A 25,001-nucleotide genomic window follows, 5' to 3' on the forward strand; every position below is an offset into this window, starting at 1 on the left:
CGCTCGGTCCCCAGAGGATCATGGACGGTATATCCTTTTTTGCTATGAGAAGCCGCAGTATCTTGCCGTCACCGAGGAGGTGTTCCTGCCCGACAAAGTCATCGAGCGTCTTTGGTCTCATCCTGTCCGCGAGGGGTTTCCCTGCGTCACCCTTCTGTAGGATACCATTGTCAAATAATTCCATAGTATTAGAAAGATAATACCAGCTTATAATGCCCCTTTGCAAGGCAAATGGATCGGTTTTTCGGTTGACGGACAGCAAGCGCTCCATTACAATTGGTTGTAAGACTGTTTACGATTTATGACGTATGGGCGTTTTGCCATCAGTTGTGAACCATGAGCCATCAGCCATGAACTATGAGCCGTATTAAAGGGAGGTAACCATGGAAGGAGACCGGATTTCTTATCACGAGTCAGTCCGTAAGGTTTATGAGAGGATCAAAAAAGATGGGATGAACAATATCTGGGACCGTTACGAGGCGCAGGGCCTCGGCGCAAGCCCTGACCAGAGGTGCCCGTTCTGCCAGGGAGGCGTACGCTGTGATCTCTGTTCCAATGGCCCGTGCCGTGCTGATGTCGCGAAAGACAAGCGCGGGGTCTGCGGGATCACGGGTGACGGGATGGCAATGCGGATGATGCTTCTCAGGAACGTCATGGGCGCATCGACGTATCACTACCACACGGAGCAGACCTTAAAAACACTGAAGGCTACGGCCAACGGAAAGACGCCCTTCACCATCAGGGAACCGGAAAAGCTCGTCGCCTTTGCCGATCGTTTCGGGATGCCCTCAGCGGTTTCTGACGAAGAGCTTGCAATAATGTTTTGCAATTACTGCGAGGCCGATTTCAACAGGAAATATGACGAGCCGAGCCATATCGTGCAGACCCTGGCCCCGAAAGAGAGGCAGGAGGTATGGAAGAGACTGGGGATCTTTCCCGGCGGGATCTACGGTGAGATGATGTTTTCCACAAGCTCATGTCTTACCAACGTTGATGGTTACTACGTGAGCCTTGCCCTGAAAGCGATGCGCCTTTCTATCGCCATGGCATATCAGAGCCAGATCGTGAACGAATACTGCCAGGATATCCTCTTCGGTGTTCCGAGGCCGCACAGAATGCGGGTGGACCTCGGTGTCCTCGATCCTGATTACGTGAACGTCCTGCCCAACGGCCATGAGCCTTTCCTCGGCTTTGCCATGGTGCAGCTTGCGCGGAAGCAGGAGTGGCAGGACAAGGCAAAGGCAGTCGGCGCAAAGGGATTGCGTGTTATCGCCAATATCGAGACAGGGCAGGAGATGATCCAGCGGTGGGAGATGGACGATGTGTTCTACGGTTTCACCGGCAATTGGATCATGCAGGAGGCGGTCCTCGCGAGCGGCGCTGTTGACCTTTTTGCGTGTGATATGAACTGCTCCATGCCGGTGGATCCCTTCTATGCTGAAAAATACAGATTCAAGCTTATACCTGTCAGCCAGCTTGTTGCGTTCGAGGGTGTACAGGACAGGATCGACTATATCCCTGAAGAGGCAGAAAAGCAGGCCGCGGCACTCCTGCAAATGGCAGTTGACAATTTCCGGGAACGGAGGGCAACCGTTGAGCCCGTTGTCGGTCTTGCAACAGGCGAGGCTGTTGTCGGTTTCTCAACGGAGAGTATCCTTGATGCCCTCGGCGGTACCCTTAAGCCGCTTCTCGCCGCAATACAGGCCGGTTCAATACGTGGTATAGCAGGGCTTGTGTCATGCACGTCATTAAGGGACACAGGGCAGGATGTTCACAGCGTCCGCATTGCGAAGGAGTTGATCAAGCGCGATATCCTTGTCCTTTCCATGGGATGCGGCAATGCCGCCATGCAGGTCGCCGGGCTGTGTACCCCTGAAGCAAAGGAACTGGCAGGGAGCGGCCTCAAAAAGGTATGCGAGGCGCTTGGTGTGCCGCCCGTCTTAAGCTATGGGACATGTACCGACACGGGTCGCCTTGGCGACCTCCTTGCCGCGGTATCTCTCGCGTTAGGGGTGTCGATCCCTGACCTGCCCGTTGCGGCGGTGGCTCCCGAATACATGGAGCAGAAGGCAACGATCGATGCGGTATTCGCGCTCGCGCTTGGTCTCTACACATATGTCAACCCTGTGCCTACGGTGACAGGAGGACCCAATCTTGTTAAACTTCTGACAGAGGATTGTCCGGGTATAACGGGCGGCAAGCTGGACGTGGAGAAAGACCCGGTCAAGGCAGTAGACGGGATTGCCGCACACATAGAAGAGAAGAGGAAGAAACTGGGAATATAGCCAGCGGCTCATAGCTGATAGCTCATAGCTGATGGCAGAAACGAAACAAAATAAACAGAGAGGACCGGGGAATAAGGGATTTTTGTGCACGCCGCTTGTTGCCTACAAATTCTTGCTGTTGCCATGAATTATGAGCCGGTTTTGTCGCCGAACGCATTACGGCTAAGTGTTTTCTTTGCACTCTCGATATACGATATACGAACTACGATATACGATTTTCTATGAGCCATGAGCTTACTAAGGAGGGTTTATTATGACTGATGCGATGCGCGGCAGAGCTGTCCACTGGGCATGGATTATCATTGCAGTTTGTTTTGTTGACCTTTTTATCAACTACGGGATACGTCTCGGATACAGCGTGCTGCTCCCGGAGATGATAAGGACGCTGGGTTTTACCCGAAGGCAGGGCGGCGACATCTTCAATGCATATTTCATTGTATATGTCATCTGCTCGCTCTTTACCGGCTACCTCACGGACCGCCTCGGCGCCCGAAGGGTAATATCATTCTTTTGTATCATCCTCGGGGTCGGCACTTTTCTCATGGGTACGGTCCAGAATTTCTGGCAGGCATGCCTTTTTTACGGGATCGTCGGCATTGGGGGAGCGGCAATGTGGACACCTATAATAACCCTTGTCCAGCGCTGGTTTTTCATCAAAAAGAAAGGGATGGCCCTTGGCATCCTATCGACAGGTTTTGGGCTCGGTTTTGCTACGATGGGAAGATTTTATCCTTTCGTCGTGGCACAATGGAGTTGGCGATACTGCTGGTATATCCTCGGTATTGCCGCACTCTTCCTGGTCATACTCAATGCCTTCCTTCTCCGGAGCAAGCCTGAAGATGAAGGGCTCGCGCCCTGGGGCACGCCGGAGGATGACACAACCGTTGTCCAGGCTGCTCCTTCTGCCATAAAGCAAAAGATAGGTTATGCCGGGATCATTACCGTCCCGAATTTCTGGTTGATCGGTTTTTCCTATCTTCTTATTGCCGCTTCACTCTATATGACCCTCACATTCCTGGTGGATTTTGCGCGCTATGAACTGGGGTTCGTTTACGGAAAGGCCTCGTCCCTTGCCACTATTCATGGTCTGGGTCAGATCGCAGGCGTTCTCACGGTACCGATATTATCAGACTATATCGGAAGACGTTTGACGATCCTCTTCTCCAATATATGCATAGCGATCAGCATAGCCTGCATCATTCTTTCAGGGTCAAACGAGATCTCGCTGTTTGTCAGCGTCGGGTTTCTCGGCGCCTTCTTCGGTTCAACCTTCCCCATGTATGGCGCCTGCGGAGGGGATTATTTCCGCAAGGAGGTTATGGGGACCGTCATAGGGGCACTTACCCTCTTTTATGGGTGTGGAGCGATCATTGCGAACCGGCTTGGAGGACATATAAGGGATATTACGGGTTCCTTTTGCATTCCCTTTACAGGGGCAATGGTAGCAGCGTTATGCGCCGCCCTGTTGTTCTTTTTTGTGAAATACCCGAAAGAAGGACCTGATTCTTAACCATACAGCTTAAAGCTATCAGCTAAAAAACAGGTTAAGGTTCAGGTTAAGGTTAAGCTAACCCCGTTTTTCCTCAGCCTTAACCTCAGCCTGCTTTTCTGATCTGTTGGTTGCAGACAGTACGGTGCTATTGTAGAATAGATCTTACAGAAAACAAATTGCTAAGGAGTCTTTATGGAAGGATACGAAGCGATACTCGCAGATATGTGGAACATCATGAAGGGGAGGATTATCCTCACCGCTGCCGAGCTGGATCTTTTTTCTCATCTTCATAAAAGAAAGGCTACGGCAGCTGAGCTCGCATCGAGTCTTGGCCTGGATACAAGAGCAACAACGAGGATCCTCGACTGTCTCGTTGCCTTCGATCTCCTTAAAAAGGATTATGACATTTATGAGCCCACCGGGGTTGGCATATACCTCTCGAAATATCACCCCGAGACGGCGCTTCCCTTCCTTCACCATTTCAGGCACCTGTGGGACAACTGGAGCTCGCTGACCGAGGTTGTCAGAAAAGGAGGCAACAGAAAGAAAAGATCATCCCCCCAAAGGAGCGAAGCGGACATGAAGGCCTTTATCGGGGCAATGCACGCGATAGGCAAGGACCTTTCACGGGAGATCGCCGACTTTTACGATCTCTCCCGGTTCAAACAACTCCTTGATATCGGCGGCGCATCCGGTACATATACGATCGCCTTCCTCCGTAAGAACCCCGGCATGAATGCCGTAATCTTTGACCTCCCTGACGTTATCGGCATCGCGAAAAAACAGATGAGGAAAGAGGGGCTTCACGGGCGAGTAAAATTTGCAACAGGAGATTTTTATAAGGATGCCCTGCCCGCAGGCGCCGATCTGGCCTTACTCTCAGCGATCATCCATCAGAACAACCCGAAGCAAAACCTCGCGCTCTTTAAAAAGGTCCACCGGGCACTTGTCCGGGGAGGGGTTCTGCTTATCCGGGACCACATCATGGATGAATCACGAACCAACCCGCCCGCGGGAACGGTCTTTGCACTCAACATGCTTGTCGGTACGCACAGCGGCGACACCTACACCTTCCGGGAGGTGAGAGATGCCCTTGAAAAGGCAGGTTTTGCCGGCGTGAGATTACTCCGTACCGGACCGAAGATGGACTGCTTAGTGGAGGCAACGAAAGGATAAAACAGGTTAAGGTTGAGGTTAAGGTTCAGGAACAAGCTAAAGGTCTTTACTTAGCCTAAACCTCAGCCTTAACCTTGTTCTCAGGGGTTGAACAGCATCCCCCCTCCGCCGGTATAGAAGACGCCGGCTACTGCGCCGGTTATGAGACATGCCACATTCGAGGCAAGAAGCGCCCATAGTCCGAGGACAGCAATATCCTTTGTCCGTTCGGGCACGATACTCGATGTGCCCCCGACGAATATCGCGAGGGAGGGTATATGGGCAAACCCGCACAGCGCGTAAGTCGCGATAACGATACTCCTCTCGTACACTATCTTCCCCTCTTTCACGAGGACACTCAGATCCTGATATGATTTTACTTCGGTCTCGATGATCCTTTCGCCGACGATCCTGGCAATTGCCGATGCGTCCTCCAGGGGTACGCCCATGGCGAGCGTGAAAGGGTAGAAGAGATACGACAAAAGGTTATGGAGGGTGATATCGATACCTGTATGCAGGATCGAGCCGAAAAGCCTGCCCAGGGCAATAAGCCCGCTGTCAACAAGCGCGGTAAGTCCTATAAAGGCGATGAGAAGCGCCCCGATCCCGACCACCATCCTGACACCGGTCATGGAGCCGTTGATGATCGCTTCGATGGCGTTCGTTGCCTTCTGATACTCGACGTGCACTACCTTGCCGAGGGTCAGCGGCTGTCCGGTTTCAGGGATCACGATCTTGCTTGCCACGATCGCCGCTGGTGCGAGAAGGATCGACGCGGAGATGAGGTGTCCGGCCACGGTGGGGAATATCCCCGCGAGTATGATCACATAAAAACCGAGGACGCTTGATGCGATCGTTGCCATGCCCGTTGTGAGGACCACCATCAGTTCAGATCGCGTCATCTCTTTGAGATAAGGTCGCACCGTGAGATTCGATTCGATCCCGAGAAAGATCTGCGCTGACGCGCAAAGCGATTCAGCGCCGCTTATACCCATAACCTTGACAAATATACGTGCAAAAATGCCGATGATTTTTTCCATTATCCCGATATGGTAAAGAAGTTCCATCAACGCCGCAAAAAAGATGATCGAAGGCAGGGCCTGGAAGGCAAGGATAAAACCGAGCGAATCCTTAATACCCGGCGGGATGGCGAGACGTCCGAAGAGAAACCTCGCGCCCTCGAAAGAACTGTCGATAACATTCATCGTTACGTCGTTGAGAATAAGAAATAACTTTGTGCCTGCCGGCAGGAGGAACACAAAAAAGGCAAAGGCGATCTGGAGGGCCATTCCCCAGATGATGACCCTGATGCTTACACGCCGCCTGCTCCTTGAAAACAGAAAGAGAAAACCAATGAAAAACAAGATGCCGAAAGCCGATACGAGATTGTATATGCCCATAGGAAAATACAATATCAACTAATAGAAAAATTGACAAGCAGATATAATTGTTTTTGCAGGAGCACTGTTTCCCTCGCCCACCCGCAAGCGGGCACCCGGACTCGGAACGGTTTCATTGCGATATGACATTCAAATTAAGGTTGCGGATTACGGGATGAAATCAGCAAAGAACATAAATATTCATTTACTTTCTTCGGAATACAATCTTGCCTTACACTCCGGGCAGATACCATGGGTAAAATTCGCTTCCGAATGTTCTTTTATGTAGACCTCCATCTGTTCCCATTCCCCTTTATCATTGCGTATTTTTTTGCAATAAGCACACGTGGGGAGCAACCCACTTAGTACCTTGACCTGAGAAAGCGCTTCTCTGAGTTCAAAAATGAGCTTATCTCGTTCCTTTTCCATCTCTTTGCGGTCAGTAATGTCGTGAATAATGGAATGAAGGATAGCTTTACCTTTGGTGGCGATGTTGTTGCTGAATACTGCCACGTCCCGTATCGAACCGTCAGCCCGCCGATGGCGGAACTCGAAGTAGGTACGTTGAAACGTCTTCGCTTTTTCCATTTCGCGCTTCACGGCGTCGGGGGGAAGCGTATTGATGTCCAGAATCTTCATCTGGCAGAGTTGGTCTTTCGACCACCCGTAATAGTCGACCGCCACCTTATTGGCATCGAGAATATTCCCGGTATCGGGATCAATGAGCAGCTTAACCGCGGCGTGGTTTTCAAACACGTCCTTGAAAAGATTCTCGCTTTCCTGCAATGCTTCTTTGATTCGCTTGCGCTTGGATTTGGATTGTTCCGACTCGGCAATCCCTTCATTGTTGCGCTGATTCTTTGTCTTATCCTTGCCTTTCATATTATCTTCGTAAACAATACTATTTTTACTAATATATATACTATTACGCCAAAATTTACATCTAAGAATTACAGGAAGTTACTGAGGGAGCGCGAATGTCACCTACAATCGAATAGACGCTCAAAGAGCCAAGGGTGGGAATTACCAAAAGAAAGCATGAACCATGATGAAGGCGCTTCCGGTATCATCCAAATGTCCATATTTCATTTATGTTCCCGTAGCCCCTTAACAATCTGTGCTCGGGAAAGTACCCGTCGGGCCAGCGGTTGGAGCAGATTCGGCGAAAGGTAGATAGGAAACTGAGAGAGTGCGAAATACAGCCAAGTGAGGTCGGGTAAAGCCCCACTAGTCGCCGCCAGCATTAGCCCCATGTTGCGTTGCGAAGTCATGAATCCAAGCGCAAGAGCGCGGTCCCGGCCTGTAAATGTGAAAAGGAGAGTAGTTAGGAAAAGCACTGCGAAGAATATCACGAAGGCGAGCATAGCAAGACCAATTGTGATCATCGGCGCAGCGAGAAAGCGAGCGACGACATTTTCCATGACAGCCGCCACAAAGACGAAAAGGGCAAGAATGTTGAAGCCGTTGATCCTTTCCTCCTGCCGCTCGATGGCAGCAAGGCCAGTAATCCGGCGAACAGTTAAGCCGACAAGAGCGGAACCTGCGAGAATCGCAAACAACTTAGTCCCGAGTGTCAGTGGGGTAATTGTGAGCACAGGCCCGACAAAGACGTGGGCAAATAGGGGCGCCGTAAAGGGAATCAGCGCCGTACTCGTTACTAAGGTGACGAGTACAAGTGTGGCATCAAGACCCATCAACGCGGCCAATGCAGGGGCTGCCATCATTGGCGAGGCAATTCCTTGCAGCATGAACCCAAGAAAGAGTTCGGGTGACTGATCTTTAAGATCGAAGGCGAGACAGCTCACGCCAAACAAAGTTGGGATTACCAAGGATGTCCACGCTGTCGCTGCAAGCACTATGGCAGGGCGTTTCAGGTAGGTACCGAACGCTCGTGTGTCCATGCGAAGGAAGGCAATGCACAAGAGCACAAAGACTGCCTCGGTGACAAACGGTTTAAGTAGGGCGCCGATTGGTGGTATGGCGATACCAATAACAACGAGCGCTGCGACTGCGCGCGTACCTTGCCGACCGAGCCGCGACAGCAACGCTGCGGATGTGTCAAGAATGAGCATCATTAAGGATTTCATCGAGACCTCTCGGATAAACAACCTAGACGACGTCTAACCATAGTACGTATTTTTTTGGATATTATCAATAGTGATAGAATTATACAATCAATAACTAATTCCGATGAATGGTCTTTTCTTTGTGGGCAACAATGGGGTCAAATCTTTATCCTTAACTCAGACGGTCTTCTATCTTCTTCATCAGGCGCAGCACATTCTTGTCGGAGGCCAATAATTCCCTGAGTCTTTTCCTTACAACGGATAAGGCACTGTAGTCGACTCCCATAAGGTCCCCGATCTCTCTTCCATTCATACCGCCATGTCTATGGAGAAGCTCCATGGCCATACTGCGGGCTATGCTTTTACATCCTTTCCGGAGCAATTCATCGGTAGATAGAAAGAGGACAAAGTCAATGATAAAGATTTGACCCCATCAGGAAAGGTCATGGTATCTGCACAGCTCGTTCAAGGTTCTCACCGTTCTCTGAAAGAAAGTATGGGTGCAAACCTTTTGAGTCTTAATTCCCCCAAAGACATTCACACATGTAAGCCTGTATACCGCAGAGTTCCAATTCCATCCGGTGGGGCAGTTCTCCAGGGTGTAATTAATTCTTACCTACATCAGCGAGAAAATGCTGATCTTCGAGAAGAACACCCCCAGGGAAGCCTCGCCATCAGGCTTGTCGAGGAAGGAGTCGAGCCGCTTCTCAGCCTCTTTGCCCAATGCGGCATCTTCAAGCAGAACGAATTCACTTTTCAGGTATTTCTCAAAATCGCTAAGGGTAGGATTTCTTTTCCGAGTCGATAGATATTTCCTGGCAATGCCCTGCCAACCGCCCAAACCATAAGTGCGTCCATGATGCTCAAATCCTAACATTGACTTAGCCAGCATATCCGGGGTGGGCTCCATGGGAGTGCGGACATAGCGCAGAAAATTTACCCGTATTGAGGGAGGCAGGAAATTGGCGTAGTCGTCTCCAGTAAAGTGGTTCGCAAAAAGTGCCGACCGGTCACCTTCAATCTCCGCGTTGCTCAGATCTGTAAAGAGTGCAGCTGCTTTGGTTATTCCCTTGTTCACATTGGTGGCAAAATCTATCGAAGCTTTCTCCAGATCCTTATTCATAGGTAAACGCGTTGACACGATCTGCCATGACGATGGAGATCCGAGGATAAAATCGATAAACCCGTCACCAATGCCGATGCGGCCGGCATTCTTGACAAGGATTTTGTGCACCTTGGCCCAACGCGTTTCTTTGGGCTTGGTGCCGAACTTTTTTATCGGAAAAACCGGGGCATATTTCAAGTTGGGTCCCCCGGGAGAATTCAAGTAATTTATCAGCAGCAGGCTCGATCGCATCACAGTCCATTCCAGGGCGGTCAAATCGAGATCGTCCGGGGGAGGCGTCAGGCTGTGCAGTTTGGATAGAAAGATCGTACGCCCGGTCTCGTATGCCTGTGGGCCATAGATGCGATCACCGTAATCATACATCCGCACCGCTGTGCGGACAGACTGTTGGCGCATACCATCCCAGCGCTTGTGCAGCGTCTCGTTGTATGGCACATTAGAGTCAAAACCCGGGACGTCATCACCCAGGGGCAATCCGAGGGGGTTGCAGTATTCAAAGAATTCATAGAGATTAAGCAAGACGATCTGTTCGCTTGAGGTCGCTGATCCTGTTGCGGTGATCGCGAGAAGTTGATCTTCCTGTTTTTTTCGGATATAGGCGCGCCCCAATTCGTAGAGGTCACGCTTGCTGACTGGTTTATCATCGGCAATCATCGCTTTTACCCGGCTCAACTGCCCACGAAAGGCCTGCGCCCAAGTTCCATTGCTCTTTGACGATTGTGAATCGACAAAATACGGCTGAACCGAAGGCGCATGAGCATCCACTTCCTCCGCAAACGAGTGGCCGATTCCCCAGAAAAACGACAGAACAAGTGACACCAAGAATACTGCTGCTTTTGTCTTCATTATTCGCAACTACCTTCCGCCTCTTTGGTAAAACATTGCTTCTGCATGGTTAAACTATATAAAATCTGGTTTTTTACTTCAATGAAATATTGGCCATAAAATGTGAGGTGTGTTGTCGATGTTATCTGGGTCATTTTCTTCCTCCTTTTTTTTGGAGAAAAAGCAGGTTAGATGATGACCCACAGCAGTCTAAAGGTCAGCCAATTTTGTTACGTATAACAGGAAGAAGTTCGCGGCTATTTTTTGCACTCCCCGACAGACCCTTGCTTGCATATTGACCCGTCGGTCCATGTTGCCCCATCCAGTTGAGCATTGGACAGGGCTGCCCCGTTCAGGTTCGCCCCGTTCAGGTTCGCATTGAAAAGGAGTGCATAGCTCAGGTTCGCCCCGTTCAGTTTTGCCCCGTTCAGGTTCGCCCCGCTCAGATCTGCCTTGAACAGATCCGCCCCGCCCAGGTTGGCCCCGCTTATGCTTGCCCTGTACAGGATTGCACGGGGGAGATTCGCCCCGTTCAGATATGTCCCGTTCAGATTTGCCCCATTCAGATCGGCCCCATTCAGATCAGCCCTGCTCAGGTTTAACCCGTGCAGATCAGCCCCGCTCAGGTCGCAGCGTATACAGCTATTTGTGGTCTTTAATTTTTGCACATCCGCCACATTGAATGCTGTTGCTTTGCCGGGGATGATGAATGTTCCAAAGAACATTTCCGTACAAAGAATGAATATGATCGTTTTCATTTTGTTCTCTCCTATTCCATTTTTCATTACGAATGTTATGAAAGTAATACCCGTGCCATACAAAAGATAGTATTGTTGTACCGTTACTTATCCCACTTGTAGTCGATCAGTTCAAGGAGTACGTTGTTCACCTTCTTCGGGTGGATGAAGGCGAATTCACAGTCCCGGAACGGCCTTGTCTTTTCACCTCCGGGGGCGGGGATGAAGGGATAATCCTTCGACTCCAGCTCCTTTATGGCCTCTCTCGTATTATCCACGTTGAAGCTGATGATCATCACCCCTTCGCCGTTCTTTTCTATCCATTTCGCGACATGACCGTCGGGGACAGTCGATTCCATGAGCTCAAACCCTATCCCTCCCAACCAGTACCTCACAACGCGGATCTTTTCAGACTCATCGACATAGGAATCGTCCGGTTCCGATTTGCCCATGACGGGCTCCCATACCTTCCTCGCCGCATCGAGGTCCTTCACCGCTATGCATATATGGTCGATCTTGTTAGTCTTCATGGTCTCCCTCCTTCAGGAAAGGTCTGCCGTCTTTCGCTCACTCGATCTCAAGTTTCGCGTCCACCACTATACCGCCGCCGCCCTTTTCAAAAAGGATGAGGGGATTAATATCCAGGGTTCTGATCTCGCTATGCTCCGAGAGGAGCCGGGAAACATTGACGAGAATATTGGCGAGATAATCAACGTCATAGGGTTTTTTCCCCCTGAATCCTTTCAGGATATCAGCGCCGCTCAGTTCCGCTATCATCTCCCGGGCGGTCTTTTCGTCAATGGGGGCTACGCGGATCTCTATATCTTTATATATCTCAACAAAGATCCCCCCGAGTCCGCAAAGAATAATGGGACCGAATTCAGGATCATTGCGGCCGCCGATGATGATCTCGCATCCGGGAGGCGCCATCTTCTGAAGAAGATACGAATCGGCTTCCATGGCGCGGAACGCACTTTCAAGCGATACCTCATCAGGGATGTCCAGCATTACCCCGTCCCTTTCGGTCTTGTGCAATATCCGGGTTGAGGCGGTTTTCAGCGCTACCGGGAAACCGATATCCCGTGCCGCTTTAAGCCCTTCATCGATATCTGCGACTACCCTGTAGTCTGCGACTGAAAGACCATATACCCTGAGCAGATTGAAGATCTCATCTGCCGGTGTTATACCCGGCGGCAGACGGGACGGCGCGCTTTGCCTTTCTTCATGCCTTCCGATATCAATGTGTTCAGGCGACGGGCGGGCCTGTCTCCTGGAATGCTCAAGGACCTTTGAAAGAGCTGTCAGTGCGTCATCGACGTGGGTAAACAGGGGGAAATCCGTTGCCCCTTGCAGGGCAAGCCGGTCTTCCTTGTGGGCAATAGTGCAAAAGACAACAGGCTTCTTATATTTTTGTGATAATTCCTTGCAATCCGATATGAATTGCTTCGAAGGCTCAAGATCAACACCCAGCGCATAGGAATGAATGATGAGGACGGCATCGACATCCCGATCAAGGAGCGCTGATTCCGTTATCTCGAAATAGACAGTGAAGTCAAAGACATCGCCAAGGTCAAGGGGATTGGTCCTCCTTATGATCCCGGCCTTTGTTTTCTCCGACAGCATGTCAAAGAACTGCCCGGAAAACGATGCGAGCCGGAAACCATGGAAATAGACACTGTCCGCCGACAATACGGCATGCCCGCCGGAACGGGCGATGACGGCAAGCCGCGGCCCCTTAAGCGGCGGGAGAGAAAATGCCTTGAAGGTATCCACCATCTCCCTGAGGTTTTGCACACGGTGGACACCGGCCTGTTTCATGGCTTTATCAACAACCAGATCATCGCCTGCCAGCGCCGAGGTATGGAATCTGGCGATCTCCCTGCTGCCGGGACTCCTGTTTGCTTTCAGGAGGATGATTGGTTTGTCTGTGGAGGCTGCCAGTTTCATAAATCTTCTTCCGTCACGGATGTTTTCCAGATATAATCCGACAATACCGGTCGCAGGATCAGAGATCAGATACTCAAGGACGTCGTTCTCATCACAGACCAGTTTGTTCCCGATGCTCGCCATCTTGTTCATTCCTATATTTTCAATATTGCAAAGCACCATAATATCGTGGACGAGACCTCCGCTCTGAGAGATTATTGACAGCGGACCTTTTTTGACCACATGGGGAAAAAGCGGGTAAAAAGGAAGGGCGAGGCCGTTTTCAACGTTTACAATACCCACACAGTTTGGCCCGATGATCTTCATGCCCCATTTTGAGGCTATACGAAGTATCTCTTTCTCAAGCCCTTTCCGTTCCTCACTGAATTCGGAAAAACCGGCCGTTTCTATTACGATATTGCCAATCCCCTTTTCTCCACATGCCTCCAGGGTCTGAGCCAGTCCCCCGGCGGGAATAAGAATGACGGCAAGTTCCGGGACACCCGGTATTTCGCCTACATGAGTGAATATCTGCCGCTCCGCCAGAACGCCGGCCTTTGAACCGACAAGGTAAATTTTTCCGGCAAAGCCGAAGCGATCCAGATTCTCTACAATGATACGGCCTTGATTGGCCGGAGAATTCGAGACGCCGAAAACTACCACGCTTTCAGGAAAAAAGATGGTTTCCATAGAGTCTCCAGAAATCAAAAATATTTCATATATACTACGTATCGCTGCATTCTGCAATGAAGAATATCTAAGAGGTTGTTTATCTGCCGCAATTATAGTAGAACTTAGAAAATCAACATGTAAGGTAATACGTTACATTAAATATCTTTAGATGTTGGGTCGGATATGTAAGGGAGGTCCGGGAAATATGATTGAGCACGTATGGGTATTTGACAAAATTCCGAAAGAGGACATACACGGGAGAATCGACGGCCTTAGACGCCTCATGGCAAAAAACCACATTGATTTCGGCATCATCTTTCAGAATGTGGACAGATTCTATTTTACGGGCAGCATGCAAAAGGGGATCCTTGTTATACCCGTTGATAAGGAGCCTTTGTTTTTCGTTGAGAAGAGTATTGAAAGGGCAAAGATAGAGACACCCCTTGATATTATACCCATTAAGAACGATAAGGAGATCAGGAAGGTGCTCGATCATAACGGGCTTTTGAGCGGCAGGGCAGGTCTGGAGCTTGATGTCCTGCCGGTGTCTACCTTTGAGAGACTCAAAAAGGTTCTCGGCTTTGAGCGTTATGCCGATGTATCCCCGTCGATCAAGGAATTGAGGGAAGTGAAAAGCCCCTTTGAGATCGAACAGCTGAAGAAATCGGGCAAGATGCTCACACACGTGTTCGCGAAGGCAAAAGATGTGGTCCGGGAAGGGGCCACTGAGCTTTATATCGATGCGACGCTCGTGGCCGAAGGCAGAAAGCTCGGACACCAGGGGTTCCTGCGTATGCGCGGGATCAACCAGGAAATGATTACGCTTACCGTTCAGTGCGGGTTTACCGGTGCAGTCACACCCTGCGCGGATGTGCCGATCGGAGGGGCAGGATTAACACCGGCTGTGCCGCAGGGTTCTTCGCTCAAGAAGGTGGAGAGAGGAGTCCCTGTCACGATCGACTATGGCGGCGGATACAATGGTTATATCACCGATGAGACAAGGGTCTTTGTGGTGGGGGAACTCAAGGAAATGTTCAGGAAACCCTATGAGGCCGCGCGGGAGATAATGGAAGACATACAATCCTATGCGAAAGAAGGAGTCGATTGCGTTGACATATTCTCTCGGGCATATCGTATCGCGGAGAAGGCACACCTCCAGGATTATTTCATGGGATGCGGGGAAGGGCAGGTTTCCTTTATCGGCCACGGTCTTGGCCTTGAAATAAATGAGCTGCCTGTCATTACGGCCAGACATGGCAAGATCCTTAAAGAGGGCATGGTATTTGCCTTTGAGCCGAAATTTGTTTTACCGCCGCATGGGGCAATAGGGATCGAGCTTGATTTCATCGTAAGGCCGCACGGTCTTGAACGGATAACAGGGAATTCGGTTGATATAATATACGTGTAATGCCAATTGTACTCACATTCGCGTTTCCTCTTTCCAGGGATTTGGGACATAGCTTTATTAACTAATTCATGGTAATAATCAATTTTATTAATCCCGGATCTTCCATCAGGATGAGCATCGGTGTCGAGCTATTCCCCCAAAAAGCAGGCCAAGGCCAAGGTTAAGCAAACTCCGGTTCTCCTCAACCTCGACCTTAACCTCAACCTGATTCTTCTCGCTCTACGTGACGTATCCGGATTAATGTCTCACCACAATATCTCCCCCCATCTCAATGCTTGCTTCCTGAAATGCTCATCTGGCAAGTTTTTCGAAACTATGAAGATTTCAAATGGCATTTGATTGCTAAGACTACAATTTTCCTTGAAATATACTGACGATTGCGTGAGAATTGATTCATGGGTACGAAAGTTACAAGATTTAATAACATAACGAAATTAATTATATTCCAAGTTGAGAATTGTTTTTAAAATTGATGAATGAGTAGTCCGTTGCCGTAGTTGGATAAAAATAACGACTGGAACAGAAACAAAGGGGCGATCTGAAAAGGGGGCTCAAATGGATTACAATAAGAGATGGGAAATAGTACGTAAAATAGGTGAGGGCGGCCAGGGTAAAGTTTATTTGGTTTATGACCGAAATCAAATGGGCCTGAAGCCAGGCCTTATCGGTGATCTAACCAGCAATCTGCGACATTTGAGCGATTACATGAGCATGGAAGATAGGTCAAAAACAATTCAGTCCGTAAAAGAGATGTTTAAAAACATAGTGGATATTGCGGATGAACGGAATCATGGAGCATTAAAAGTATTACATCAACCAGAAGATGCAAGAGATCCAAAGTTGGTCTATGAGCGCATTAGGAATGAAATAAAAGCAATGGCGAAAGTATCTTATCCCAATTTAGTGAAGATACTTGATTATGACAGTGATGGAAAATGGCTAGTAACAAAGTATTACCCACGAGGAAATCTTGGCGATTTTCTGAAAGGACCAAATCCCTTTACTGGAAATATCGTTAACGCTCTTAAAGCTTTTCGTCCTTTGGTCGCTGCTGTAGCAGAATTACACAATAAAAGTATAGTTCATAGAGACATAAAACCCGAGAACATATTTATCGGGCCCGAAGGAGATCTTAATCTCGGAGATTTCGGATTGGTATTCTTTGAAAATGATAGCCACACAAGATTTTCAGATACGTTTGAAAACGTTGGCAGCCGAGACTGGATGCCCGCTTGGGCTTATAGTTATAGGATCGAAAACGTAAAACCCTCTTTCGATGTCTTTTCTCTTGGCAAAGTCCTATGGCGGATGATATCAGATACCCCAGTACTCCCCTTGTGGTATTTTGATCACCCCGAGCATAATCTAATCCGCAAATTCCCAAAAGCTCGTTCAATTTCTTTTATAAATGCCTTATTTAAGCAGTGCATTGTGGAACGCGAAGAAAATTGCCTGCAAACAGCCACCGAACTGCTCGACAGAATAGATGATTACCTATGGTACGCAGACATACACGCCGATGGTCCGGGTAGTGATATTGTTAGAAATTGTAAAGTATGTGGAATAGGCAACTATAAAATCATTACTGACAACGATCAATCTGAGATTGAAAATTTTGGCTTGTCACCGAGAGGGATAAAATCATTCAAAATCTTCTCGTGCAGTCATTGTGGCCATGTCCAGCTGTTCTATTGGCCCAACGAGGATCTTCCGAAAGCCTGGCAGTAAAGTAGTGGAGGAGGAAACAAGCTGTTTCAAGTTGTTTTTTTGCGCTGCAGGTTTCAACTGGTAATTCTTGATAACTCATTTATTTTTAATAGGTGAAGCAAGCAATTTTTAAGATTGATTCGATTCAAAGGCTCATTTCTGCGATGTACTTCCTGAAAGAAAGCGTTGTAACGGTTTTCGAAATATACAACATTTCAAGCGGCATTCACCATTGTCCGTGAAACAAAAACACCTTGACAAGTTTGTGAAATAACGAGAGAATAACAAAAAAACGGGTACAATAGGGATTAACAAGATAAGTACGGTTTCTTTTTAATTACGGGAAATTATTAAAGGGGATCAAAGCAACCCGTCTATTTTTAAAGCTTTGAGTTCAATAGCCTTACCCGGCAATCATACCGGAGTATGATAAATTTACAAGGGGGATTATTCTTATGACAACAAAAAGGGAAATGGAAGAGTCCGATTCTGTTCTTGATTTTATAGAAGGAGACCCATTAGACTTTTGGGAAAAAAAACAGAAAGAATTGGTTACAAGTGTTGTCGACTATAACCTCAACACTTTATCGCAATTGGTTAAGGATGGAACAATCGATTTGTCTCCAAAATATCAACGTCGCTTTCGCTGGGATAGCCAAAGACAATCAAAGTTGATTGAATCATTTCTTATGAACGTGCCTGTACCACCTGTTTTTTTAAATGAGGATATTTATGGAAAATACTCTGTGATAGATGGAAAACAACGTTTAATCGCAATCACAGACTTCTTTAGTGGTAAGCTTGAGTTGAAAGGCTTGGAGATTTTCTCCGACATCAACAATATGACTATTGATTTACTGCCAAAGAGGCTCCAATCAATAATAAAGACGAGGCCGACCTTGAGAGCCATCATAATTCTTCATCAATCTGATGTTGATGTGAAATTCGAGGTATTCAAACGGTTAAACACTGGTGGCGTTAATCTCAATCCTCAGGAGATACGGAATAGTACGTACCCTGGACTACTAAACGATTTAATCTTGGAATTATCCGAGAACAAGCTATTTCATCAACTGCTTGGGATTAAGAACAAGAATAAGTCTGTACTATACCAAGAAATGAGGGACGCTGAATTTGTTCTGCGATATTTTACTTTTAAGGATGTATGGCTCAATTTCAAGGGCAGCATGAAGCGGCTAATGGATAAGTATATGGAAGAACATCAATATGCTTCTCCCGAAAATATTGCAGAACTCAGAGCTGATTTTTTTAATACCATTGATGTAGTAAAAAATGCTTTTGGTGATTTTGCGTTTCAAAGATGGATTCCCGAAAAGCAGGCGTGGAGAGGACAAATATTGGCTTCATTGTATGATGCAGAGATGTTTGCTGCAAGAGGATTGGCCCCAGCAGCTGTTGCACAGAAACAAGAAAGGATCGTTATGGGTCTGAAAGAAGCGTTTCTTGATGAAGAATTCAGAAAATCTATAAGTGCTGCCACAAACAATATAGGGAATTTTCGTACCCGTGTTTCTAAACTTACATCAATGCTGCAACAAAGCATTACAGAATGAGAGGCTATGTCAAGTTCGTTTGCGTATAAAGCGTTCGGAGAGTCTATTGCGATAGCGGAGGAGCTTCTAAAAATAGAGAAGGCGTACTATCCCGGCCCACCCAGAACGAAGGAGCAGAAAGCGGTTGAGGGTTTGAGGGCTGGAGTTGTTGTTATGGTTGTAGCTGCCTTGGAGCGTTTCCTACGGGATTCCATGGAAGAACATGTGTCAGACTTAACAAAAACACCGTTCGTACCATGGACGTCTCTTCCCGATAACATGAGGATTACAAATGTTTACAAAACTTTAGACCTCGCCATGAAAGGCCCACCTTTCCAGGAAGCACCGCCTAAAAAGGATCGACTTGTTGACATACACAAGGCTTGCGCGAGTATCGTTTCAGACATAATTAACCCTTTAGCTTTTAATAACACTGGCGCAAACCCAAACGCAGCTACCGTCAAAAGCCTTTTAAAATCTTTAGACGTAAGTGACATATTTGCCGTAATCAAATTAAGATTTGAAAAAAAATGGGGTAAACCAATAGCAGCTACCTTCTTAGTTGACAAACTCAACGAGATAGTCAATCGAAGACATGTTGTTGCTCATACTGCAAGTGCATTAGGTATAAGCCGACAACAACTGAAAGAATCCATCAAATTTGTAAGGATACTGGCAAAACTTATCGACGGTGAAATAAAAAGTAAAATAAACAAAATCCGGAAATCATATTCTCCATAGAACAGTTCGTCGAATTAATGGAAGACCAAAGAACCAGAAAAGTTAAATAATATCTGTTGTATAGCAGACCATAACAACCAAATTTATCCGACAGATTAAACTGCTGGGCTGACATTGGTGTTATACTTCACTTCCATCGGCAATCCTTAACATTTAATTTAACTAAATCTATTTAATAGTAGGTGAAGGAAAGTATCTGCTTCTTCATGAAAGAGATTTTTTAAGATATTGTCTTTGATAACTAATTACCATTGGAAATGAATAAATTGGTTTTTAAAATTATTGTTGTAATGATTGGGAAGTTTTATAATAATGTGGAGAGGGGATATTATGAAAGAGATTGAAGGAGTTAATCTATGGCAATAACAATGAGGCTATGGAAAATTCAAGGAAATAAGCTAAACGTTTGCGCCAGTGGTAAACTGGATCGAGAAGACAGGTTAGAGGATTGGATAGTTCGCGACAGTTCCCTATTGGGACTAAATGTCTTAATTTTCGGCAGGCAGGTCCAAACAGGATTTGGCGGCAGGATAGATTTGCTTGCCATTGACCAAACCGGCAACCTTATCATCATCGAATTAAAGAAGGATAAGACACCGCGAGATATTGTTTCACAGGTTCTCGATTATGCTACATGGGTCAAGGAACTTAATCTCTCGCAAGTTGAGGCAATAGCAAATGAATTTTTGACCACAGGGCTGGAGGTGACATTCAGAGAGCATTTCGGCATAGACCTGCCTGAAACCATTAACACAGAGCAACGAATGGTGATAGTAGCTTCAGAGATCGATGCAGCATCTGAAAGGATTGTTCAGTACTTATCAGATAAATTCGGGGTTGATATCAATGTTGTCTTTTTTACTTATTTTAAAAACGATAATGAGGAACTACTGGGACGTTCTTGGCTAATCGATCCCCAGATAATCGAAGATAAAACTGAATCGCGAAGGAAAGGGCCGTGGTCTGGTTTTTGGTATGTAAATATTGATGAAAACTGGGAGGACTGCCGTCAGCATGGATTCGTAAGTGCCGGGGGAGGGAAGAAGTACAGCGATCCATTACAAAAATTAAAAATAGGCGACAAAATCTTCGCTTATCTTAAGGGCTCCGGATATGTCGGGTATGGTGAAGTCGTCAAAGAAGTTGTATCGGTTGCTGAGTTTATAGATGGAAAAACGAACAAGGCTCTTCTCTCGCTTCAACTAAAGGAGTCTCCACAGTTTGAAAAAAACTTAAATGATCCTGAAAGACTTGACTACTTGGTCGGTACAAAATGGATCAAATCTTTTCCAAAATCTGAAGCAAAGTCGTTCAAAGGTGCTTTTGCCAATCAAAACATTGTATGTAAGCTGAGAGATGAGAAAACCTTGGACTTTCTAAATCAAAAGTTTGATGTCAAAACTGAATAGGTAAAAATCCATGAGGGTGGTCGATGGAACCGGAAAAGTTTTTCTGATTATTCTGTCGGAGGTGGCATGAACATCTGCTGTACCAAAAAATAATAGATTTGCTGGACATCTAAGAGTTCACAAAAGGTACAAAATATCATTCCATAATATGCAACTTTTTGTAGTGGCTCGTATGCTCGATAAGTAGGCCTAGACAGCAATTCCCCAAAAACTCTTTTTCTATAGTTCCAAGCAATAGATTTTTTCGGTTCTTTATAAAGTTTTATGGCTAAGGGCTTCTTCCTGAAGTCGAGGATTTGCTATTCCCTTTCAATATGAAACATTTCAACCGATATTCAGTAACTATTAAATAGTTTTCACTTGTAAAATAGTTGAAATAACAGCAAAATAACTAAAATAGGAGGATATAGAAATCTTATTAAAACAATAATTTATGAAATAGTGGTAGCTAATTAATATTATCTACAAAATTAGGTAATACCGCATATAAGAGTTGGTCTATATACGATAAAACATTCTTGTGAAAAGGAAGCTTGTAATTAGTGTGGAGGGAGCAATGCAAATTACTAGAAAAGATATAGGCTATTCAATTTATTCAAGGTTGGAAGAGTCTCTCCGTTTCTGGATCAAGGGGAAGTTATTAAATTTGTATGGTAGTGAATGGTATTCATCGATACCCCAAGGGATATGGGATAAAACAAAAGAGAAGTTATCTTTTGTATCACCCAAAGAGATTGATGACCCCTTGATGTTATTGGATGAAACAGACATACCCGATCTTGTGGAAATTGTGGGATATAAAAAAACAATGTCAAATTTTATTCCACAAGCGCTTATGTCTGTAGAGGATTTCAAAGATAAGTTTATAAAGCTATATGACATTAGGAATAAAATTGCTCATGTTAAAAGAAATTTTTCTGCTATCGACTTAGATTTATTAATAGAGATTGCGGATAGTTTTATTTCTATACTTGGCATCGCAGGAAAAGATTTACGAGAAACTTTGAACTGTATTAAGACCAATCCCGATAAGATCATAATTCGTATACCACCCAGTTTTTTTATTTATGAAGATAAGCCTGACTTTGCTCATATTACAAATCTCCCCTCAGGAGATTATGATCCTGATGGAGGTTTTATTGGACGAAAAGAAGATTTAAATAAGACAACAGCGCTTATTCTTGGCAACCTTCATAGGGTGATAACAATTTCAGGCGCAGGTGGTGTTGGAAAAACAGCTCTTGTTCACCAGATTTGTCAAAATCTGCTTAACAATGAGAGTTTGCCGTTTGATGGGTTAGTTTGGGTTAGTGCTAAAGAAGAAAAATTAACTACTACAGGAATTGAGCCAATTGAACCAACATTACGAAACTATGAAAGCCTTCTCGACGCTATCTTAGAGACTTTCGGTTGGATAGATTGTCTTGTAAAACCTATCAAAGAAAAAGAAGAAGCTGTTGAGATTATTCTACGCGTTGGAGATAAAGGAATTCTAATAGTGGTTGATAATCTTGAAACAATACGCGATGAAAGGGTTGTCGAATTTATCAAAGATGGCCTCCCATCTCCAAATAAAATTTTAATCACGAGTCGTTTAGGTTTAGGAGAGGTAGAAAGGAGATACCCCCTTAAAGAAATGAACAACAAAGATGCCATTACTTTACTTCGTACTGTCGCACGAGAAAAAGGAGCCGATAGGTTGGCGCAATTTTCAGATGATGTTTTATTGAAGTACGTTAACAAAATATCAAGGTATCCATTAGCTATAAAATGGGTGGTTGGCCAAGTTGCAATTGGCAAAGATATAAATATGGCCATTGGCGATTTAACGTCATCTAAGGGCGATGTTGCAAGGTTTTGTTTCGAAAACATATTCGATAAACTTCTCGACAATAATGCGAGAATGGTGTTGTATGCCCTTGCCGTAAATGACAAACCGTTACTGAGGGGTGTATTATCTCATGTATCAAATCTCGCGCCCGAAGAGTTGGATAATGCATTAAGAGACCTAACGATAGCTTCCCTCGTTGTGCCAAATCAAATTAAATCTTCTGATGACACCATTGAGACTAGATATGAATTGCTTCACTTAACAAAAAACTATATCCAATCCAAACTCAAATCCAATCCTGAAATTCATAGAGGCATAATGAACAGAACGGAAATGGTACAAAATCTAATTGAAGAAGCTGAAAGAGCTGGTACGCAATACCGTTATTCGTTGCGCGACATGGGGGCTGAAAGCGAGGAAGAAAAAGTGGCAGCGACTTGGGCTATAACGGCGTATCAAAAATATCAGGGGAATAATTATGACGGTGCCGTTAATGCATTCAAAAGAGCTACACAAATTGCACCTAATTTCCCTCCAATTTACAGGAACTGGGCAAACATGGAAAGTGATGCAGGCTTCTATGAAAAAGCCTTGGAGTTAATGCAGCAAGCTACGAAATTAGACCCAAGCGATTCAAAATTGTGGTTGACTTGGGGTAACATTGAAAAAAAGTGGCAGAGATTTGATCGATCATATGAATATCTAAAAAGAGCGGCTTCGCTATCACCCGATGATGGGCATATTCTTGGTAGCCTTGGTGAAGTGGAAAAAAGGAGGGGAAATTATGATGAAGCCGATAAGCTGCTCCATAAGGCCCTGCTACAAGGACAAAAAGGGCCTAAAAGGGACGAGTTGATTTGTTACACAGCCCTCGCAGATAACTATAGAAGATGGGCCGAATTCTTCATACATGAAAAACTACGAGAAGAAGCATTTAGAAAATTAGAGGATGCTTTCATCTATTCTTCTAAAGCAATGGAGTTAGGCGAAGATATAAGAGCCCATAATACTTTTTTGGAAGTTTGTAGAGAATTCGCCACATTCTTATTATACTCAGAAGGCATTAATAAAGCGATGCCGTTCTTTAATAAGGTAATCAAAGAGAACCCAGAGCAAGAAAAGGAAAGAAAATTAAATGAAGCATGTTGCTATTATCTTGCAAAAACATTTTTGTACTCTGATAAAATTGATGAAGCCAAATATTACCTTAATCTGGGGAAAAAGAGTTTATACCCAAACAGTAGTTTTTTTAACAAATATAAAATATTAGAAACTGAATTTTGTGAAGAAAGAAAAAAAGGTAAGTTATGTAATGTGGCAATGAAAGGAGACTATGGTTTTGTTGAAATCGATGAAAAAACAGGGCACACCATTTTCTTGCATATTTCACAGATATTTCCAAGAATATCTTCTGAAGAATTTATTAATATGGTCGGTTCTTCCTTCACTTTTGTTTTAGAAAACACGGTAAAGGGGCCTGAAGCAAAAAAAGCAAGACTTATTAAGGATGAGAAAAACATTAGTAATTAATTAGTAATTAAGGTACGTTCGGCAGTGGGGACATCCTATAATCCTCCCGTCAAGTAAAAAGTAAATATCCAATAATATCAACTCGTGCACGACACCCTTCCTTTTCATGACGCACCTCTCCTGTCGGGTCTTCTGTTGCACCCTCACTGTTCTTTCACTCTGGCGGGTATCTCACCACACAACAGATCCGCACCTCATCGTTATCAGTATCCGGCATACACTTGAAGGTCGCCTATCATCCTTTATCCGGGTTGCATGATCTTGGTGAGAGGCCCATATATTGTCCCCGACGAGGTCACAATCGCCTCTACGTAGTTGATCGGGCTCTCCCGCCACGTGGTCTGTCACTCCTTCAGATCGTTATGTATCCCGGATCAAATACCTCCTTCTTTTTCATGAGCGTCCAGGCGATGACGAGCATCTTGGCCGCCAGTTTGACCCGCATCTTCGTTACAATACCCCTTTCCCGCTGCCTGCCGGTGAGTGTATTCGCGAAGTATTGCATGAAGCATCTGTTGCGTGTGGATGCAATCCGTGCTGCCTGATAGAGGGCATACCTGAGATGAGCCTTCCCTCCCTTGGAGATACTATAGGGCGTCTCGCTCTTCTTGCCGCTGCGGCTGGAAGAGAGATCGAGCCCCGCCGTCTTGAGGACCTGCCGGGCATTCTCGAATCGGTGGGGGTTGCCGATGGCGCCGATAACCATGGCGGAGATCTCAGGACCAAAACCGGGTATGGATACAGAAATGGCTCTGAGGGACGTAGTTGACTAACGTGACTAACTTTCTATTGCCGGTATGCAAAAAAAAGAGGACCATGTGGAAAAATAGGATAAGTCAAGTTAGTCAACTACGTCCCTCACGGTCTCACGGTGTCTCGAAGATCGTCTGAGTCAAGGATAAAGATTTGACCCCATTGGCTCTACCGAATTTGTTGCATCTGAGTAAAAAGAAGTCTGTGGCTGACCTGCCCCCATCTATTGTAATAAAAATACTATAAACAGCGTATCGTCCACGTCGACCAAGAAGACAACGTCGTTGTGCAATGTTACAACATAGCCTCCTCTCCTATGCCCCTTTCGCGGCTCTTCCCGGTGCGTAGTCGGATAACATCTTTCTCAGTTCCTCTCCCTGTATAATCTCCTTCTCGGTAAGAAGAT

At 46.0% G+C, this 25,001-nt stretch carries 19 protein-coding genes; 9 read left to right on the forward strand and 10 right to left on the reverse strand.

Annotated elements, in window-relative coordinates; genetic code table 11:
* Positions 1-184 (reverse strand): hypothetical protein (locus tag PHU49_02260; protein MDD5242817.1); only part of this gene is annotated, 184 nt, incomplete at its 3' end.
* A gap of 199 nt (positions 185-383) precedes the next feature.
* Between PHU49_02260 and cooS the strand changes: the two genes are divergently transcribed.
* The 3 genes from cooS (at position 384) to PHU49_02275 (ending at position 4,953) form a co-directional block, all read left to right on the forward strand.
* On the forward strand, positions 384-2,285 hold the full coding sequence (gene cooS / locus PHU49_02265; protein MDD5242818.1) for an anaerobic carbon-monoxide dehydrogenase catalytic subunit: 1,902 nt from the start codon (positions 384-386) through the stop codon (positions 2,283-2,285).
* A gap of 253 nt (positions 2,286-2,538) precedes the next feature.
* Positions 2,539-3,795: an MFS transporter gene (locus tag PHU49_02270; GenBank protein ID MDD5242819.1), complete on the forward strand. Its 1,257-nt coding sequence runs from the start codon at positions 2,539-2,541 to the stop codon at positions 3,793-3,795.
* A 174-nt stretch (positions 3,796-3,969) separates the two neighbouring features.
* A complete protein-coding gene (locus PHU49_02275; GenBank protein ID MDD5242820.1) occupies positions 3,970-4,953 on the forward strand; it encodes a methyltransferase in 984 nt (327 codons plus the stop codon).
* A gap of 80 nt (positions 4,954-5,033) precedes the next feature.
* On the opposite strand, the gene PHU49_02280 is transcribed toward PHU49_02275, so the two are convergent.
* The 8 genes from PHU49_02280 to PHU49_02315 form a co-directional block, all read right to left on the reverse strand.
* Positions 5,034-6,332: a nucleoside transporter C-terminal domain-containing protein gene (locus tag PHU49_02280; protein ID MDD5242821.1), complete on the reverse strand. Its 1,299-nt coding sequence runs from the start codon at positions 6,330-6,332 to the stop codon at positions 5,034-5,036.
* 180 nt (positions 6,333-6,512) lie between these two features.
* A complete protein-coding gene (locus PHU49_02285) occupies positions 6,513-7,193 on the reverse strand; it encodes a PAS domain S-box protein (GenBank protein ID MDD5242822.1) in 681 nt (226 codons plus the stop codon).
* 203 nt (positions 7,194-7,396) lie between these two features.
* Entirely contained in the window at positions 7,397-8,398 is a 1,002-nt protein-coding gene (locus tag PHU49_02290; protein ID MDD5242823.1) for a hypothetical protein, read from the reverse strand.
* A gap of 151 nt (positions 8,399-8,549) precedes the next feature.
* Positions 8,550-8,717, reverse strand: coding sequence for a hypothetical protein (locus PHU49_02295; protein ID MDD5242824.1), 168 nt, complete (start codon positions 8,715-8,717; stop codon positions 8,550-8,552).
* 276 nt (positions 8,718-8,993) lie between these two features.
* The gene (locus PHU49_02300) at positions 8,994-10,349 is read right to left on the reverse strand and encodes a hypothetical protein (protein ID MDD5242825.1); all 1,356 of its coding nucleotides are present in this window, start codon (positions 10,347-10,349) and stop codon (positions 8,994-8,996) included.
* Between the two features lie 236 nt (positions 10,350-10,585).
* A complete protein-coding gene (locus tag PHU49_02305) occupies positions 10,586-11,086 on the reverse strand; it encodes a pentapeptide repeat-containing protein (protein MDD5242826.1) in 501 nt (166 codons plus the stop codon).
* 83 nt (positions 11,087-11,169) lie between these two features.
* Entirely contained in the window at positions 11,170-11,595 is a 426-nt protein-coding gene (locus PHU49_02310) for a VOC family protein (GenBank protein MDD5242827.1), read from the reverse strand.
* A 37-nt stretch (positions 11,596-11,632) separates the two neighbouring features.
* On the reverse strand, positions 11,633-13,681 hold the full coding sequence (locus PHU49_02315) for an acetate--CoA ligase family protein (GenBank protein MDD5242828.1): 2,049 nt from the start codon (positions 13,679-13,681) through the stop codon (positions 11,633-11,635).
* Positions 13,682-13,868: 187 nt separating this feature from the next.
* Here PHU49_02315 and PHU49_02320 point away from each other — a divergent pair, with 187 nt between their 5' ends.
* The 6 genes from PHU49_02320 to PHU49_02345 all read left to right on the forward strand — a co-directional run bounded on the left by PHU49_02320 (position 13,869) and on the right by PHU49_02345 (position 23,842).
* Positions 13,869-15,071, forward strand: a complete 1,203-nt coding sequence (locus PHU49_02320) for a Xaa-Pro peptidase family protein (protein MDD5242829.1) — start codon at positions 13,869-13,871, stop codon at positions 15,069-15,071.
* Positions 15,072-15,626: 555 nt separating this feature from the next.
* Complete coding sequence (locus PHU49_02325) at positions 15,627-16,799, forward strand: serine/threonine-protein kinase (protein ID MDD5242830.1); 1,173 nt, start codon at positions 15,627-15,629, stop codon at positions 16,797-16,799.
* 434 nt (positions 16,800-17,233) lie between these two features.
* Positions 17,234-18,352 (forward strand): DUF262 domain-containing protein, encoded by a 1,119-nt coding sequence (locus PHU49_02330; GenBank protein ID MDD5242831.1) that lies wholly within the window; start codon positions 17,234-17,236, stop codon positions 18,350-18,352.
* Positions 18,353-18,358: 6 nt separating this feature from the next.
* Entirely contained in the window at positions 18,359-19,072 is a 714-nt protein-coding gene (locus PHU49_02335) for a HEPN domain-containing protein (GenBank protein ID MDD5242832.1), read from the forward strand.
* A 356-nt stretch (positions 19,073-19,428) separates the two neighbouring features.
* The gene (locus tag PHU49_02340) at positions 19,429-20,481 is read left to right on the forward strand and encodes an endonuclease NucS (protein ID MDD5242833.1); all 1,053 of its coding nucleotides are present in this window, start codon (positions 19,429-19,431) and stop codon (positions 20,479-20,481) included.
* Between the two features lie 556 nt (positions 20,482-21,037).
* Entirely contained in the window at positions 21,038-23,842 is a 2,805-nt protein-coding gene (locus PHU49_02345) for an NB-ARC domain-containing protein (GenBank protein ID MDD5242834.1), read from the forward strand.
* Positions 23,843-24,194: 352 nt separating this feature from the next.
* Here the strand turns inward: PHU49_02345 and PHU49_02350 are convergent, their stop codons facing one another.
* On the reverse strand, positions 24,195-24,578 hold the full coding sequence (locus PHU49_02350; GenBank protein ID MDD5242835.1) for an IS110 family transposase: 384 nt from the start codon (positions 24,576-24,578) through the stop codon (positions 24,195-24,197).
* Positions 24,579-25,001: the final 423 nt, after the last annotated feature.

It is taken from the genome of Syntrophorhabdaceae bacterium (assembly GCA_028713955.1).
GTDB lineage: Bacteria > Desulfobacterota > Syntrophorhabdia > Syntrophorhabdales > Syntrophorhabdaceae > UBA5609.

Excerpts from the sequence above, each read along its gene's own strand:
- cooS (MDD5242818.1), top strand. The coding sequence starts at position 384 with ATGGAAGGAGACCGGATTTCTTATCACGAGTCAGTCCGTAAGGTTTAT.
- PHU49_02270 (MDD5242819.1), top strand. The coding sequence starts at position 2,539 with ATGACTGATGCGATGCGCGGCAGAGCTGTCCACTGGGCATGGATTATC.
- PHU49_02275 (MDD5242820.1), top strand. The coding sequence starts at position 3,970 with ATGGAAGGATACGAAGCGATACTCGCAGATATGTGGAACATCATGAAG.
- PHU49_02280 (MDD5242821.1), bottom strand. The coding sequence starts at position 6,332 with ATGGGCATATACAATCTCGTATCGGCTTTCGGCATCTTGTTTTTCATT.
- PHU49_02285 (MDD5242822.1), bottom strand. The coding sequence starts at position 7,193 with ATGAAAGGCAAGGATAAGACAAAGAATCAGCGCAACAATGAAGGGATT.
- PHU49_02290 (MDD5242823.1), bottom strand. The coding sequence starts at position 8,398 with ATGAAATCCTTAATGATGCTCATTCTTGACACATCCGCAGCGTTGCTG.
- PHU49_02295 (MDD5242824.1), bottom strand. The coding sequence starts at position 8,717 with ATGGAGCTTCTCCATAGACATGGCGGTATGAATGGAAGAGAGATCGGG.
- PHU49_02300 (MDD5242825.1), bottom strand. The coding sequence starts at position 10,349 with ATGAAGACAAAAGCAGCAGTATTCTTGGTGTCACTTGTTCTGTCGTTT.
- PHU49_02305 (MDD5242826.1), bottom strand. The coding sequence starts at position 11,086 with ATGAAAACGATCATATTCATTCTTTGTACGGAAATGTTCTTTGGAACA.
- PHU49_02310 (MDD5242827.1), bottom strand. The coding sequence starts at position 11,595 with ATGAAGACTAACAAGATCGACCATATATGCATAGCGGTGAAGGACCTC.
- PHU49_02315 (MDD5242828.1), bottom strand. The coding sequence starts at position 13,681 with ATGGAAACCATCTTTTTTCCTGAAAGCGTGGTAGTTTTCGGCGTCTCG.
- PHU49_02320 (MDD5242829.1), top strand. The coding sequence starts at position 13,869 with ATGATTGAGCACGTATGGGTATTTGACAAAATTCCGAAAGAGGACATA.
- PHU49_02325 (MDD5242830.1), top strand. The coding sequence starts at position 15,627 with ATGGATTACAATAAGAGATGGGAAATAGTACGTAAAATAGGTGAGGGC.
- PHU49_02330 (MDD5242831.1), top strand. The coding sequence starts at position 17,234 with ATGACAACAAAAAGGGAAATGGAAGAGTCCGATTCTGTTCTTGATTTT.
- PHU49_02335 (MDD5242832.1), top strand. The coding sequence starts at position 18,359 with ATGTCAAGTTCGTTTGCGTATAAAGCGTTCGGAGAGTCTATTGCGATA.
- PHU49_02340 (MDD5242833.1), top strand. The coding sequence starts at position 19,429 with ATGGCAATAACAATGAGGCTATGGAAAATTCAAGGAAATAAGCTAAAC.
- PHU49_02345 (MDD5242834.1), top strand. The coding sequence starts at position 21,038 with ATGCAAATTACTAGAAAAGATATAGGCTATTCAATTTATTCAAGGTTG.